Consider the following 14322-nt stretch of genomic DNA (forward strand, 5'->3'; position numbering starts at 1 on the left):
GAGGAGTTGTGGGGATGAGTGACAGATGAGCGCAGATAAGAAGCAGGCCGCCGGGACGGGCAGTCAGAAAGAGACCAAGGTGAAAAAGGAGCATAAGGTTCTGCTCTGCAGCGGTGGCCGTTATGAGAGCCATGCCAACGCTCAGGTGCGCGCCACCATCATGGACGGGCTGGAGGACTGCTTTGGCAAGGGGAACGTGATTTCCGTTCACGTGACGGCCGCTGCCGCGGCCATTGCCATCCTGAAGCCGACACTGGTCTTTGCTATGGGGTCCTATCTGCCGGAAAGTACCTATTTTGGTGAGGTTTCACGGGCAGCCAGGACGGTGGGAGCCGTGACGACCTTCTGGGCTACGGAAGACCCTTACGAGCAGGATGCTCATTATCAGATCAGCAATGATTTTGATGTGATCTTTTCCTGCGATCACTGGGGCCATCATTTCTACCAGCGTGACCGGGTGTTCCATCTGCCGCTGGGGGCGTGCCCGAAATTGCATTATGTGCCGATCGACCGGCAGGTGGAAAAGACCATTGACGTTCTCTTCTGTGGCGTGGCGTTCAGTTCCCGCAAGGAGGTCATCGGCAATCTCATGCCTGTCCTCCAGCAGCTCAACATCCGTATCATCGGGCCGGGCTGGGGCGAGATGGGGGTTGGTTTCTCCGATGCCCGGATCGAGAAGCAGCAGCTCATTGATCTTTATAGCCGGTCCCGCCTTGTGCTGAATCTGGGGCGTTCCCTGCATTTCGAGAACAAACGCTTCATGATCTCGCCTTCCACGCCGGGGCCACGCACGTTCGAGGCCGCCGCCGCCGGGGCCTTCCAGGTATTTCATGAAGAAACCTATGAACTGCGCCGTTACTACGATGCGGATGAGATTCCGGTTTTTTCAAACCGGGATGATTTCGAGCGGATCGTGAGGCTCTATCTCCACGATGACAAAAAGCGTTTCGAGATGGTCAAAAAGGCGCAGGAACGCACCATGAAGGAGCATCTGTACGGCAACCGCATTCTTCAGGCCGTGGATTATCTGATGGATGAAAACCTGCTCTGATACGCAGTGTCATTGTCAGGCAGGGAATGAAAAAGGGCACCCGATGAGGGTGCCCTTTCTGTATGGGTGGGATGGAAAAGACTTATCTGGCGGGAGCCGGCCCCATGATGATGCGGGCCATGTCCGCCGGGCGGATCCACCGGGCGAAGGCCTGCTGTACGTCCGTGGCCTTCATCTCATAAACGGCTCTGGCGGCCTTGTCCGGGCTGTCCAGCGGCAGGTCCAGATCAATCAGGGAGAGCCAGAGACCGGCGAGGGAGTCGAAGCTGGCCCGGTTCATCGGGAAGCTGCGGAGCAGGCTGGCCTTGGCCAGGTCCAGCATGTCGTCAGAGACGGGTTTCGTGCGCAGCCTGTTCAGGTCCTTCATGGCGAGGGCCTGGGCGGCGGAGACCTTGGCCGGGTCTGCCCCGAAGGTGATGGAGAAGCTGCTGCGGGTGCGCCCGTAGTTCAGGCTGCTGCCGACACCATAGACATAGCCTGTACGGACACGGAGGTCCTGCATCAGCAGGGATGAGAAGCCATCGCCCAGAATGGTATTCCCTACGGCCAGAGCGTGCCGGTCCTGATTGGTGACGGTCAGCCCCAGTGTCTCGGTCAGGGTCACCTTGTCCTGAGACCGGCCAGGATCAGCAACGACCGTCCTGCTGGCACGGCTGAGTGGAACGGGCGGGAGGTCAACCTCCGGAGCCGTGCCTCTGGCCTGCCACCCTCCGAAAGCTGCCGTGATCTTCTGGACGGCATCTTCAGGGGTGATGTCCCCGATGATGATGATGGTGGTCAGGTCAGGCCGGTAGGCCAGCTGATAATAGGCATTCACGTCACTGAGCTTGAGTGCCCGTATGCTGTCCGGCGTGGCTTCACGCAGGGTGGGGTCCTTGACGGGTACCAGGGCTTTCCTGATGGCCCGGCTGAAATGATAGGCCGGGGATTTCAGTGTACCCTGCTGGCTGCTGGCCTCCTGCTCCCGTGTGATGAGGAAGGCCTGGGCCGGGAAGGCGGGGTGGAGTTCATGTTCGGCCAGCAGGGACAGGCCCTGGCCGAAAGATTCCGTCAACGTGCTGAGGCTGAAACTGCTCCCGGCTTCTTCCTCGGCGGAAATGTCATCAAGGGCACGGGCCAGGGCCAGCCGGTCATGCTGCGTGCTGCCATAGAGGAAGAGACGGTCTGTCAGGGCGGCCACGCCTTCCTTGCCCGGAGGCTGTTCCAGTGCCGGATTCTGGCGGATGGTGCCGTACAGCTCGATCGTATGGCTCACATGTTCAGGCTGGACGATCAGCCGGAGGCCGTTGGGCAGCGTGGTGGCGTATGGCTGCGGCGAGGCCGGGGGTAGGGTGAGGCGGGCGAGGGCCTTCTCAGCCCAGTCCGGCAGGGTGACGTGATCTTTGGGGGGATTGGCAAAGGATTCAGCCCCGCCGAACCCTTTGTCGGCCAGAGGCTTGCCGGAGTTGCTGGGTGTCAGCGTGGCACTGATGGCATGGCTGGGGTCCAGCCATTCCTGGGCCAGGGCGTCAATGTCCGCCTTGGTGACGGTCTGGAAGGCCCGGATCATGTCACGGGGGTTGCGCAGGTGCTGGATGGCCACAGCCTGTGACCAGCTTTCGGCCTGCCCGCTGATGCTGTTGGCGTTGAATTCCAGCGCAGCGATTTCACGCTTCCGGGCGGCTTCGATGAGGTCTGCGGGCAGGCCGGAGGAGCGGTAATTTTCCAGAATGGAGGCCATTTTTACCCGGACAGGGTCAGGGTCTCCCCCCTGCGGGAAGACGGCATAGGCCGTGGCAATGCCCCCCTGTGCTTCCGGGTCGTACATGAAGCCGGTTTCGAGGGCCTTGCCCTGTGGCACGAGGGCGAACAGGTCGGCCCGCTGGCTGGCCAGCACGTCTGCCAGAAGGGTTGCCGCAGCATAGCGGGGGTCACGCTGTCCGGGCATCTGCCAGGCCAGCGTGACCAGTCCGGCCGGAAGGTCCGTCGGCAGGGACAGGGTCTGATGGGGGACGGGCTTTGGTGTGACCTGTGGGCGGTCCGGCAGGGTGCGAGTAGGCAGGGCACCAAAGGTGGCTTCAACCTTCTTCAGGGTTTCGGTCGGGTCCACATCCCCGGTAATGACCAGAACGGCGTTATTGGGGGCGTACCAGCTCTCATAGAACTGCCGCAGCTGATCAACCGTTGTGGAATCGAAGGAGGGACGGCTGCCCAGAGCATCGGCCTCGTACGGTGTGCCCTTGTAAAGCAGGCCCCTTACCTGTGAGAGGTAACGATAGATCGGGCTGGACAGATCACGGGAGACTTCCTGCTCGATGGCACCCCGCTCATGGGCCCACTCATCCTTGCTCAGCGTCAGGCCCTCCATCCGGCCTGCTTCAATGCGCAGAAGGATGTCCAGATCACTGGCGGGGGCGGTGAAGTAATATTGCGTGACGTCCGCCGTCGTGTCGGCATTGTCATTATTGCCAAGCCGTGCGCTGAGTGTGGCCAGCTGGTCCCGGCTGAGAGACTTGGAACCATTGAACATCATATGTTCCAGCGCATGGGCCGTGCCGGGGAAGCCTCTGGGGGCGTCAACGGACCCGACCTCATAATTCATCATGGTCTGCACGACCGGAGCCAGATGATTCTGGACGATGATGACACGCAGGCCGTTTGTCAGCGTGGCCCGGGTGACGCCTTCCTCATCACCGGACGTGGTGGAGATGGTGCTGGCTTTTGCCGGAGCAGGCTGGGAGGGAGCTGCCGTATCGGCCAGGGCAGGCAGGGCCGTGAGGCTGGTGGTCAGAAGGGAGGCCGCAAGCAGGGCCGGGCGGAACAGTGAAGCGGGCAGAGCCATGAGGGCTACGCATCCTTTCAGCAGGGGAAGGTTGTCGTCTGTTTTCGGTGTGTCGGTGACATATCGTCAAGGGGGCGTGTTCTGTTATAGTCGCAGCCAGAACAGATCATGCTGGGCAGGGCATGATACCAGAGAAAGGGAGACAGGATGAAGGAGGGGGTTCTTCAGGCACTGGATGATTTCATTCTGGACAGGCTGTTCCAGCCTGTGGCGGACCGTATGCCCGAGAGCATGTCGGCCTGGAGCATAGGGATCAATTTTGAACTTGGTTCCGTCATCCTCCAGTTTGCCTGCATTGCGGCACCGCTGGCCCTGTATGGAGGGTCCCTCAGTGAAAGCGTGCAGTCCGTCCTGATCCTGTTATGCAGTGTCGTCCTGTTCATCGGGTTCCAGCGGTTCCGTCCCCTGGTGAGGCCCAACACGCTCAATCCTCTCCGTCCGCTCATGCGGAGCCTGCGGCTGGTCTGTCTGGCCTTTCTTGTTTATGAGACGATATCCGTTCTTGTCTCCCCGGCCTCTCCATCCATGTGGCTGTGGAACCGTCTGGGTCTGCTGTCGCAGCTGGCTTTCGTGACGGGGCTGTATTTCATGGCCTGCCAGCCCCGCCCGCCGGGTGAAGAGCGCAGGACCAGGACACGTCTTGCCGAGCTGAGGGGGACCGTGACAGATGGTATCTGACAGAGTGAAGGCGATGGCCGCATGGGGGCTGCTGGGCGTGGCCTTTTGGGGCGGCCCTGTTCTGGCAGATGATGTTGCCGGTTCTGGTGCGTCTGCTTCTTCAGGAGGACGGGCTGTGCATGGTGCATCTCATGGCGGGTCTGGCCCAGCACATAGGGTGGATAATCATCTGCTCATTCCTCTTCCTGCTGATGAAGTCGTGGGGCGGCAGGATGTCGAGTACACATGCAGCCTTGATGAGAAGAAGGCTGGTGATGATGTCCGTTCCCTGCGGATGTCCCTGCCTGCGGACTGTTTTTCGGTGACCTATCTGAGTGCGGACATCATGGCTCTGGCTGTTCTGCCCGTGGATGGCAGGGTGATGGTCTTTGCCAATGTCGTGGCGGGTGATGGGGCCAAATATGTGGGGGACCGTTACAGCTGGTGGGCCAGGGGCGATCAGGTCACTTTTGCCCGGGAGGACAAGGAAGGCGTGTCCTTTACCTGTCACGTTGTTCCGTCTGTCGGGAAACCAGCCGATCACTGATCCAGCGGGATGACTGGATGAGCATACAGAAAAGGGCTCCCCGGTGAGGGAGCCCTTTTCATGTGGAGGAGACTGTTCTAAATCGCCCCCCGGAACCCGGCTTCATTGGATGGATCGTGCTAGGTAACGAAGCCGGGTTCCATCTCTCAGCCTTCAGCCACGCAGGATTTCGGCAGCTTTGACCATGTTGGTGATGGCCGGGCGGACTTCCTTCCAGTTACGGGTCTTCAGGCCACAATCAGGGTTCACCCAGAGCTGGCGGCGGGGCACCTTCTTTTCAGCGGCACGCAGCAGCTCGACCATTTCTTCGACGGACGGGACACGGGGGGAATGAATGTCATACACGCCCGGGCCGATCTCGGCGGGGTACTTGTGGTCGGTGAAGGCTTCCAACAGTTCCATCTTGGAGCGTGCCGTCTCAATGGAGATCACGTCAGCATCCATGTCGGCGATGGCCCGGATGATGTCGTTGAACTCGGAGTAGCACATATGGGTGTGGATCTGTGTCCTGTCCTGCACGCCGCTGGCCGTGACACGGAAGCTCTCCACTGCCCAGTCCAGATAGTGCTGCCAGTCCTTGCGGCGCAGGGGGAGACCTTCACGCAGGGCGGCTTCGTCAATCTGGATGACGGGGCAGCCAGCCTTCTCAAGGTCCTGCACTTCGTCACGGATGGCGAAGGCGATCTGACGGCAGGTTTCGGAACGCGGCTGATCGTCACGGACGAAGGACCAGTTCAGGATCGTGACCGGGCCTGTCAGCATCCCCTTGACCGGCTTTTTGGAGCAGGACTGCGCATACTGCCACCAGTCGAGCGTCATGGCTGCCGGACGGGAGACATCACCGAAGATGATGGGCGGACGGACATAGCGGGAGCCATAGGACTGCACCCAGGCATGTTTGGTGAAGACGAAGCCTGACAGCTTCTCACCAAAATACTGCACCATGTCGTTACGCTCGAACTCACCATGCACGAGCACGTCCAGCCCGACCTCTTCCTGCCACTTGATGGCGGATTCCGTTTCCTTCTGAAGGAAAGCCACATAATCCTGTGTGGAGAGTTCCTTCTTGGCGTGGCGGGCACGGGCCTGACGCACTTCCTTCGTCTGCGGGAAGGAGCCGATGGTGGTGGTAGGGAAGAGTGGCAGCTTCAGGGCCTCTTCCTGTGCCTTCTGGCGGACAGGGAAGGTGGACTGACGCTGTGTCAGCTTGGCATCCTTCTGGGCGGCACGTTTCTTCACATCCTGATTATGGATGCGTGTGGAGGTGCGGCGGCTTTCGGCAGCAGCATCGGAAGCATCCAGAATGGCCTTCACGCTGTCATGGCCTTCATTGAGGGCCTTGGCGATGGTGGCGAGTTCCGCAATCTTCTGTACGGCGAAGGCCAGCCAGTTCTTCACCTCGGCATCCAGCTGCGTTTCACGCTCCAGATCAATCGGGGTGTGCAGCAGGGAGCAGGACGGTGCCACGATGATGTCACGCTTGGCGGCAACCGGAGCGATGTGCTTCAGAATCTTGGAAAGGTCAGCTTTCCAGATGTTCCGGCCATTGATCACGCCGAGGGAGAGCAGCAGGTCCGGGCGTGCCTTGGCAACAACCTCTTCCAGCTGGTGCGGGGCACGGACCAGATCAACATGCAGACCATGAACCGGCAGGGACAGGGCCGTGTCCAGATTGTCACCCAGACCACCGAAATAGGTCGTTAGCAGCAGCTTGATGTCCGGAACGGCACTGGTGAGGCTCTGATAGGCAAGGGCGAAGGCCTTGCGGGCAGCGTCATCAAGGTCCAGCACCAGCGTCGGCTCGTCAATCTGGACCCATTCGGCACCCGCCTGACGCAGCTCACGCAGCACCTCCGTATAGACGGACAGCAGGGCAGGCAGCAGGTCCAGCTTGTTGAAGGCCTTGCCGTGTGCCTTGCCCAGCAGCAGGAAGCTCACCGGCCCCAGCAGGACAGGGCGTGTCTCGATGCCCTGAGCCTTGGCTTCCTTATATTCGTCAATGATCTTGGTGGAGGAGAGGCTGAAGCTCTGGCCTTCCCTGAATTCCGGCACGAGGTAGTGATAGTTCGTGTCGAACCACTTCGTCATTTCCGCAGCGGGAACATCGGTGGCTGCATGGTGATGGCAGGAACAGTCTGCGTGACCTTCGGCCACCTCACCACCGGTAACCTGACGGCCACGGGCGATGGCGAAATAGGTGGTGAGGTCCACCTTGCCGCCCTTGTGGCCATAAATTTCCGGCACGGCTCCGACCAGCGCACTGGTGTCCAGCACATGGTCATAGAGGGAGAAGTCGTTGGAAGGGATGATGTCCGCTCCCTGTTCCTTCTGGCGGGTCCAGTTCTCCTTGCGGAGGCCGGCAGCCGTCTGGAGCAGCTCGGTCTCGCTGCTGTTGCCGGCCCAGAAACTTTCCAGAGCCTTCTTCAGTTCACGGCGGCCACCGATACGGGGAAAGCCCAATGTTGCGACGCGTACGGTCATGACATGCCTCCTGGCGTTTGGCGGGGACCGGTCCATTTGCCTTCCACCACCCTGCGGGGAACCCGCAGGGGGAGAAAGGCAAACGGGCGGGAGTCTGTGCCCCACCGAAAAAGATCAGGACTGCCTCAGGTGAGGCAGCCGGGAGATGCGTCCTGCCCGCTCTCATGAAGGATGGAGAAGCGGGCCGGGGTGCGTTTCGGGAACCAGAAGTGGCAGGGCTTTTTAAATGTGTCAACAGATATTGCATATATAATGAAGTCATTATATATAGTTTGTATGGATCGTGCTCTTATAATCTTTCAGGCTCTTGCAGAGCCGACACGTTTGAGAATTTTGCGCCTGTTGCGTGAAATGGAGTTGTCAGTTGGCGAACTGGCTCAGGTTCTGGGCCAGAGCCAGCCGCGGGTCTCCCGGCATGTAAAGGTGCTGGCCGAGGCCGAACTGGTGGAACGCCGCAAGGAAGGAAGCTGGGTTTTTCTTGCCCTCGGGGATGAGAATGATCTGGAACCCATCTTTGCAGCGTTGGACCATTGGCGGCGTTATCATGAAGAGGATGATGACGAGATGGGCCGGGCGGACCGGCAACGCCTCCAGGCCGTGCGCAATGTCCGTATGGGTGAGGCCGAGGATTGGTTTGAGGTCCATGCAGCGGAGTGGGATGCGATTCGTTCCCTGCATGTTTCGGAACAGTCCGTCGAGTCGGCCATCATGAGACTGGTGGGCGACGGGCCGCTCGGTCGTGTTGTGGATATCGGGACAGGAACCGGGCGTATGCTCGAGCTTCTGGCCCTGCAGTGCGAAAGTGCCATCGGGTTTGACCGCAGCCCCTCCATGCTGAGGCTGGCCAGGGTCAAGCTGGAAGAGAACCGGACGGCCGATGGGGAAGAGATCAAGCTGCGGCAGGGGAATTTCTATGCCCTGCCACTGGCTGCCGGTTCGGCGGATCTGACCATCCTGCACCAGGCGTTGCGCTATGCGCAGCATCCGGCTGCCGTCATTGCCGAGTCGGCCCGGATTCTCAGTCCCGGCGGGCGCCTGCTGGTGGTGGATTTCGCCCTGCATGACCGTGAGGAACTCCGCACGCGGGATGCTCACATGTATCTCGGCTTCAGTGATGAACGTATGCGCCAATGGTTCGAGGCGGCAGGGCTGGACATGGATGCCCCTGTCTCTCTCGACGGAGAATTGACGGTAAAGCTCTGGATGGGCCGCTTGCCGTCGGATCAGCAATCAAGGGTTACATAGAACCGTATGTAAAAGGAACTGGCATCATGCCTGAGGTCTCATTTGAATTTTTCCCGGCGAAGACGGATGAAAAGGCCGCCGCCCTGCTGCGTGTCGCCCGGAGGCTTACCGCCTATGAGCCACGCTTCATGTCCGTCACCTATGGGGCTGGCGGTTCTTCCCGGGACCGTACTCTTGAGACCCTGCGGCAGATGTCAGGGAAGGTGTCCACGCCACTGGCAGGGCATCTCACCTGCGTGAATGCGTCCCGTGGGGAAGTGGATGACGTGGCCAGAGCCTACTGGGAGATTGGCGTCAGGCACATCGTGGCCCTGCGGGGAGACCCGCCTGTTGCAAAGGGAGCGGCTCCCGTTCCTTATGTGCCGCATCCGGATGGGTACCGGTATGCAGCGGACCTTGTGGCAGGGCTGAAGAAAATTGCCCCGTTTGAAATTTCCGTGGCGGCCTATCCTGAGACTCATCCTGAGGCGGTGTCATCCAGCTCTGACATTGACCATCTGAAGGAGAAGTTCGATGCCGGGGCCGACCGGGCCATCACGCAGTTCTTTTTCGACCCGGAGAGTTTCCTGCGTTTCCGGGACCGGGCGGTGAAGGCGGGGATCACGAAGCCGATCGTGCCGGGAATCCTGCCGATTGGCCGGGCCTCACAGGCGTGGCGTTTTGCCAGAATGTGTGGGGCATCCGTGCCGGATGAGCTGAAGGCCCTGTTTGAGGGCGTGGACGATCTGGCCCCGATCCGGTCCCGCCTGAGTGCCGTGGTGACGGACCGCATCTGCCAGAGGCTTGGTGCGGAAGGGGTGGAGCATTTCCATTTCTACACGCTCAACCAGAGTGCGCCGACATCGACCCTCTGTACGCTTCTGGGGCGGCAGCGTTCTCATGCACTGGTTGAGAATGTTGCCTGAGAGGCAGGAACCGGCATGAAAAAAGCCCCGCTCCCTGTTTTCTAGGGGCGGGGCTTTTTTCATGGGGCAATCCGTGGCCGACTTGTCAGAGGCCAGCCATGAAGATCACTTGGTGTCCCGCTGCTTGCTGGGAGCCAGAATCATAATCATCTGACGGTTCTCAAGCCGGGGCATCTGTTCAGCCTTGGCGATGTCATCCACGGACTCACGGATGCGGTGCATCATCTTGGCACCGAGGTCCTGATGGGCAACTTCACGGCCCTTGAAGCGCAGGGAAACCTTGACCTTGTCGCCTTCCTCCAGGAAGGAGCGCACGGCCTTGGCCTTGGTCTGGAAGTCATGCTCGCCCGTACCGGGGCGGACCTTCACTTCCTTGATTTCAATGACCTTCTGTTTCTTGCGGGCTTCGTTACGCTTTTTCTGCTGTTCGTATTTGAACTTGCCGTAATCGAGGATCTTCGCAACCGGAGGCTCCGCCGTCGGGCTGATTTCCAGAAGGTCCAGCCCCTCGGAGAAAGCACGGGACAGGGCCTCGCGCGTCGACATGATGCCGATCATTTCGCCTTCGGCGTCGATAACACGTACCTGCGGCACTCGGATCTCTTCATTGACACGCGGCCCATCGCGGTTCGGGGCGGCATGAAACGGCGGTCTAGCTATGGTCATCTCCTGTTGATGCTACGGCCCTGTCACGATGGAAGAGCAACGGGACTCAAACTACCTGTTCAGATTCATACCCCCCGTACCGGTATGGTGCAAGGGGGGCAGGAAGGGTGCAGATCAGGCCGTTTTCTGAGACATGGCACGCAGGATGTCCGGCGGTGTGGCTTCCTCTGCCAGGGCGGTGATGATCGCATCGGCGGCCGTCACGGTCTGGTTCTGTTCACCAAGACGGCGGACACTCACGGTGCCTTCTTCAGCTTCACGGCGGCCAACCACGAGCATGACCGGCACACGGGCCAGACTGTGTTCACGCACCTTGGCGTTGATCTTCTCATTGCGGATGTCCGCCTCGGCATGGAGACCGGCCCTGCGCAGGCGTTCGGTGACGTCCAGGGCGTAATCAGCGGCATCGGTGACGATGCTGGCCACCACGACCTGGGTCGGGGCCAGCCAGAGCGGGAACTTGCCTGCATACTGCTCGATCAGGATGCCAAGGAACCGCTCGAAGCTGCCCAGAATGGCCCGGTGCAGCATGACGGGGCGGTGACGGGCACTGTCTTCCCCGATATAGGATGCATCCAGACGTTCCGGCAGGACATAATCCACCTGAAGCGTGCCGCACTGCCAGTCACGCCCGATGGCATCCGTCAGGACGAATTCCAGTTTCGGGCCATAGAAGGCGCCTTCACCGGGATTCAGTTCATATTCCACGCCGACCATCTCGCAGGCCCGTTTGAGGGCACCTTCGGCCCGGTCCCAGACCTCGTCAGAGCCTGCACGGGTTTCGGGGCGGTCGGAGAATTTCACACGGAAGCTCTCGAAGCCGAAATCCTTGTAGACTTCGCCCAGCATGGTGACGAAACGGGCCGTCTCTTCAGCAATCTGATCATCCGTACAGAAGATGTGGGCGTCATCCTGCGTGAAGCCACGCACCCGCATGATGCCATGCAGGGAGCCGGACGGCTCATACCGGTGGCAGGCCCCGAATTCGGCCATACGCAGCGGCAGTTCACGGTAGGAGCGCAGGCCGTGACGGAAAATCTGCACATGGCAGGGGCAGTTCATGGGCTTGAGGGCGAGGGTCTTGTCCTCATCCTCCACCGTGGCGATGAACATGTGTTCGCGATACTTGTCCCAGTGGCCGGAGGCCTCCCAGAGGGTCCGGTCCACGAGCTGCGGGGTGCGGACTTCCTGATAGTCGTTCCGGTTCTGGGCACGGCGCATGTAGTCCTGCACGGCCGTATAGAGACGCCAGCCTTTCTGGTGCCAGAAAATCTGCCCGACGGCTTCTTCCTGAATATGGAAGAGGTCCATGTCCCGGCCAATGCGGCGATGGTCCCGCTTCTCGGCTTCTTCCAGCCGCAGGAGGTAGGCTTTCAGCTCTTTCCTGTCGCGCCATGCCGTGCCGTAGATGCGGGTCAGCATGGGGTTGCGGTGGTCACCACGCCAGTAGGCCCCGGCCACACGCATCAGCTTGAAGGCATTGCCCACATCCGCCGTGCTGCGGAGATGCGGCCCACGGCAGAGGTCCAGCCATTCACCCTGACGGTAGATGGAGATGTCCTCGCTCTTCGGCAGGTCCCGGATCAGTTCGGCCTTGAACTTTTCGCCACGTTTCTCAAAGAAGGCGATGGCCTCGTCACGGTCCCAGACCTCACGGGTGAAGGCATCACCCCGTGTGATGATCTCGGCCATCTTGGCTTCAATGGCTTCAAAATCCGCCGGTGTGAAGGGCTTGTCCCGGAAGAAGTCGTAATAGAAGCCATCCTTGATGCTCGGGCCAATGGTGACCTGCGTCCCCGGCCAGAGTTCCTGCACGGCCTCGGCCATGACGTGGGCGGCATCGTGGCGGATCATTTCCAGCACGTCATCATCCTTGCGGGTGATGAAGCGGACGGCACTGTCCCTGCTGACCGTGAAGCCGAGGTCCACGGCTTTTCCATCCACTTCCATGGCCATGGCGGCACGGGCGAGGCCCGGCCCGATGGCCTCGGCGATGGCTGTCCCGGTCACGGCCCTATCGAAGGTGCGAATGCTTCCATCGGGTAGGGTAATGGCGGGCATGGAGGAACTCCTTGGTCATTGATCAGAAAAAGATGCCGTGTTTCTGGTGAAAACAGGGAAAACGGCAGGAACAGGTGCAGCGAAAATGGCCTTTTATGGCTTCATTCTGCAAGCCTTAATTACAGGCAGGGGACTGGAGGGGTGTTTTCCGCCATTTTCAGGCAGGTCCTGCAAGCAGTCCCCAGTCCCGGACCAGCCGGATGACACGGTCTGGTGAAAGGGTGGACAGGTCCGGGCCGTCCAGTATTTGGCTCCGTCCGGGCGTGATGCTGAGCGGGGCACAGCGTCTGGGGTCACTGTCGGTTGAGAAGAGGGTCAGGGTCGGGCAGTCCATCATGGCGGCCATGTGGAGCGGGCCGGTATCATTGCCGATGCAGAGGGCCGCCCGGTGGAGCAGGCCTGCCAGAGAGGGCAGGTCTGTCCGGCCTGTCAGGTCCAGAGCCTGTGGGGTCCGGGAGCAGATGATGTCTGCCAGAGGGCGGTCCGCTGCGCTGCCGATGATGACGGGCTGGTGGCCCCATGCACTGATGGCCTGGGCCAGTATCGCAAAATGGGACGCAGGCCAGCGTTTGGCTGGGCGATGCGGGGCCGCTCCGGGCACAAGGATGACATAAGGAGAGGGCAGCTGTGGTCCCAGCCCTTTCAGGAAGTCCGGGACAGTGCGGGGGAGTGGGGTTATGCCTGCGGCCCGGAGCTGGTCGACCTGTCGCATGAGTGTATGCATCTGTCGGGCCTGCGGGTTGCGATGGGGCAGGCTGGCTTTTCCGTTCTGGCCCGACCATGCCGTACCGGGGCGGGCAAGGTGGAAATAGCGGGCTGTCCGGCCGGAGTTCTGGAGGTCGAACACCATGTCCATTTCCCGCAGGAGGTGGCGGATTCTCAGCCAGTGGCGCAGGTCGGTGACGGGGGGGCGGTCATCCGTGGCGATGGCATCAAACCACGGGCAGCACGATGCCAGACCGTGATAGGGGCTGGCCGTCAGAAGAGTGATGTGGGCGTGGGGAAACGCATGGCGGATGGAGGCAAAGGCCCCGAACGCCTGACAGGTGTCCCCCAGAGCACCATGACGGATAACCAGTATCTTACGTGGCATGATGCTCCGGAGGATTCATCTGGAAGGATCAGTCCTTCCCGGGGGCAGACCCCGTGGAGGAAGCGTTGGAGACGATGACCATGGCCGGCTTCAGCAGGCGATCCTTCAGCATCCATGTCGGTGTCCATGCCTGCACGACATGATTCGGTGGCAGGTGATCAACTTCCTGCTCCTGCATGGCCTGATGCAGGTTGGCATCAAACGGCCCGTGAGTCGGGTCGACTCTGGTGATGCCATTCCGCTCCAGAATGGAGAGGAAGGAGCGTTCCGTCCCTTCGAAACCCTCACGCAGGCGGGTGATGAGGGCATCCTCACCTTCTGCCTGTGGCGGAAGGGCGGAAAGGCCACGGTGAAGATTTTCGGCCGCCTCGACCACGTCACGGGCGAATTTCTGGACGGCGTAATGGCGGGTGTCTTCAAGCTCCCGCTTGTGGCGGGAACGGAGATTCTGGTTGTCCGCCTCGGACCGCTTCCAGCGGTCTTCCATCTCGGCCAGTCTCTCCTCAAGGGCGGCGATGCGCTCCTCGGCACTGCCTGCCCCGGCCAGACTGTCTTCACCGTGAGAATCGTGATTTTCCGCCTGTGCTGCCGCTTCGTGAGGCTGGGCCTCATGCTGTGGGGCGTTGGCCTGTGGCGTTTCGTTATGAGACGTCTTTTCTGTCATGTTGTGACCCTGTCTTCATCTTGTCGGGCTGGTTTCCTGCGGGGCCGTCCCATCACCCGGATGGCCGGCATGGCAGGGCAACAGGCCCCTTTCATGCTTATAGGAGATAGTATCCTGTACCGTAAAAACAA

The 14322-nt window shown here is 60.6% G+C and carries 11 protein-coding genes; 5 read left to right on the forward strand and 6 right to left on the reverse strand.

Translation table 11 applies throughout. The features are described from left to right. Nucleotides 1-25: 25 nt before the first annotated feature. Nucleotides 26-1051: a CgeB family protein gene (locus NQF87_RS07550; protein ID WP_266127803.1), complete on the forward strand. Its 1026-nt coding sequence runs from the start codon at nt 26-28 to the stop codon at nt 1049-1051. A gap of 82 nt (nt 1052-1133) precedes the next feature. Here the strand turns inward: NQF87_RS07550 and NQF87_RS07555 are convergent, their stop codons facing one another. Next, nucleotides 1134-3872 (reverse strand): M16 family metallopeptidase, encoded by a 2739-nt coding sequence (locus tag NQF87_RS07555; protein ID WP_266127804.1) that lies wholly within the window; start codon nt 3870-3872, stop codon nt 1134-1136. A gap of 147 nt (nt 3873-4019) precedes the next feature. Here NQF87_RS07555 and NQF87_RS07560 point away from each other — a divergent pair, with 147 nt between their 5' ends. Together NQF87_RS07560 and NQF87_RS07565 are read left to right on the forward strand one after the other, a co-directional pair. Then, on the forward strand, nt 4020-4550 hold the full coding sequence (locus NQF87_RS07560; protein ID WP_266127805.1) for a hypothetical protein: 531 nt from the start codon (nt 4020-4022) through the stop codon (nt 4548-4550). Further along, on the forward strand, nt 4540-5076 hold the full coding sequence (locus NQF87_RS07565; RefSeq protein ID WP_266127806.1) for an MliC family protein: 537 nt from the start codon (nt 4540-4542) through the stop codon (nt 5074-5076). The genes NQF87_RS07560 and NQF87_RS07565 overlap by 11 nt, the downstream gene beginning before the upstream one ends. Nucleotides 5077-5229: 153 nt before the next feature. Here the strand turns inward: NQF87_RS07565 and metE are convergent, their stop codons facing one another. Next, nucleotides 5230-7557, reverse strand: coding sequence for a 5-methyltetrahydropteroyltriglutamate--homocysteine S-methyltransferase (metE, locus tag NQF87_RS07570; protein ID WP_266127807.1), 2328 nt, complete (start codon nt 7555-7557; stop codon nt 5230-5232). A 276-nt stretch (nt 7558-7833) separates the two neighbouring features. Here metE and NQF87_RS07575 point away from each other — a divergent pair, with 276 nt between their 5' ends. Continuing rightward, nucleotides 7834-8802, forward strand: coding sequence for an ArsR/SmtB family transcription factor (locus NQF87_RS07575; protein WP_266127808.1), 969 nt, complete (start codon nt 7834-7836; stop codon nt 8800-8802). A gap of 26 nt (nt 8803-8828) precedes the next feature. Then, complete coding sequence (metF, locus tag NQF87_RS07580) at nt 8829-9707, forward strand: methylenetetrahydrofolate reductase [NAD(P)H] (RefSeq protein ID WP_266127809.1); 879 nt, start codon at nt 8829-8831, stop codon at nt 9705-9707. A 105-nt stretch (nt 9708-9812) separates the two neighbouring features. On the opposite strand, the gene infC is transcribed toward metF, so the two are convergent. From infC to NQF87_RS07600, 4 genes are all read right to left on the reverse strand, one after another. Beyond that, the gene (gene infC / locus NQF87_RS07585) at nt 9813-10373 is read right to left on the reverse strand and encodes a translation initiation factor IF-3 (protein ID WP_266127810.1); all 561 of its coding nucleotides are present in this window, start codon (nt 10371-10373) and stop codon (nt 9813-9815) included. Nucleotides 10374-10487: 114 nt separating this feature from the next. After that, entirely contained in the window at nt 10488-12434 is a 1947-nt protein-coding gene (thrS, locus tag NQF87_RS07590; protein WP_266127811.1) for a threonine--tRNA ligase, read from the reverse strand. Nucleotides 12435-12591: 157 nt separating this feature from the next. Further along, nucleotides 12592-13527 carry a glycosyltransferase family 9 protein gene (locus tag NQF87_RS07595; protein WP_266127812.1) on the reverse strand — a complete coding sequence of 312 codons (936 nt, stop codon included), beginning with the start codon at nt 13525-13527 and terminating at the stop codon, nt 12592-12594. Between the two features lie 28 nt (nt 13528-13555). After that, nucleotides 13556-14191 carry a nucleotide exchange factor GrpE gene (locus NQF87_RS07600; RefSeq protein ID WP_266127813.1) on the reverse strand — a complete coding sequence of 212 codons (636 nt, stop codon included), beginning with the start codon at nt 14189-14191 and terminating at the stop codon, nt 13556-13558. Nucleotides 14192-14322: the final 131 nt, after the last annotated feature.

Source organism: Bombella dulcis, from assembly GCF_026385505.1.
Classification (GTDB): domain Bacteria; phylum Pseudomonadota; class Alphaproteobacteria; order Acetobacterales; family Acetobacteraceae; genus Bombella; species Bombella dulcis.

Bases quoted from the DNA above. Each gene is read 5' to 3' on its own strand.
- NQF87_RS07550 (WP_266127803.1), top strand. From the start codon at position 26: ATGAGCGCAGATAAGAAGCAGGCCGCCGGGACGGGCAGTCAGAAAGAG.
- NQF87_RS07555 (WP_266127804.1), bottom strand. From the start codon at position 3,872: ATGGCTCTGCCCGCTTCACTGTTCCGCCCGGCCCTGCTTGCGGCCTCC.
- NQF87_RS07560 (WP_266127805.1), top strand. From the start codon at position 4,020: ATGAAGGAGGGGGTTCTTCAGGCACTGGATGATTTCATTCTGGACAGG.
- NQF87_RS07565 (WP_266127806.1), top strand. From the start codon at position 4,540: ATGGTATCTGACAGAGTGAAGGCGATGGCCGCATGGGGGCTGCTGGGC.
- metE (WP_266127807.1), bottom strand. From the start codon at position 7,557: ATGACCGTACGCGTCGCAACATTGGGCTTTCCCCGTATCGGTGGCCGC.
- NQF87_RS07575 (WP_266127808.1), top strand. From the start codon at position 7,834: ATGGATCGTGCTCTTATAATCTTTCAGGCTCTTGCAGAGCCGACACGT.
- metF (WP_266127809.1), top strand. From the start codon at position 8,829: ATGCCTGAGGTCTCATTTGAATTTTTCCCGGCGAAGACGGATGAAAAG.
- infC (WP_266127810.1), bottom strand. From the start codon at position 10,373: ATGACCATAGCTAGACCGCCGTTTCATGCCGCCCCGAACCGCGATGGG.
- thrS (WP_266127811.1), bottom strand. From the start codon at position 12,434: ATGCCCGCCATTACCCTACCCGATGGAAGCATTCGCACCTTCGATAGG.
- NQF87_RS07595 (WP_266127812.1), bottom strand. From the start codon at position 13,527: ATGCCACGTAAGATACTGGTTATCCGTCATGGTGCTCTGGGGGACACC.
- NQF87_RS07600 (WP_266127813.1), bottom strand. From the start codon at position 14,191: ATGACAGAAAAGACGTCTCATAACGAAACGCCACAGGCCAACGCCCCA.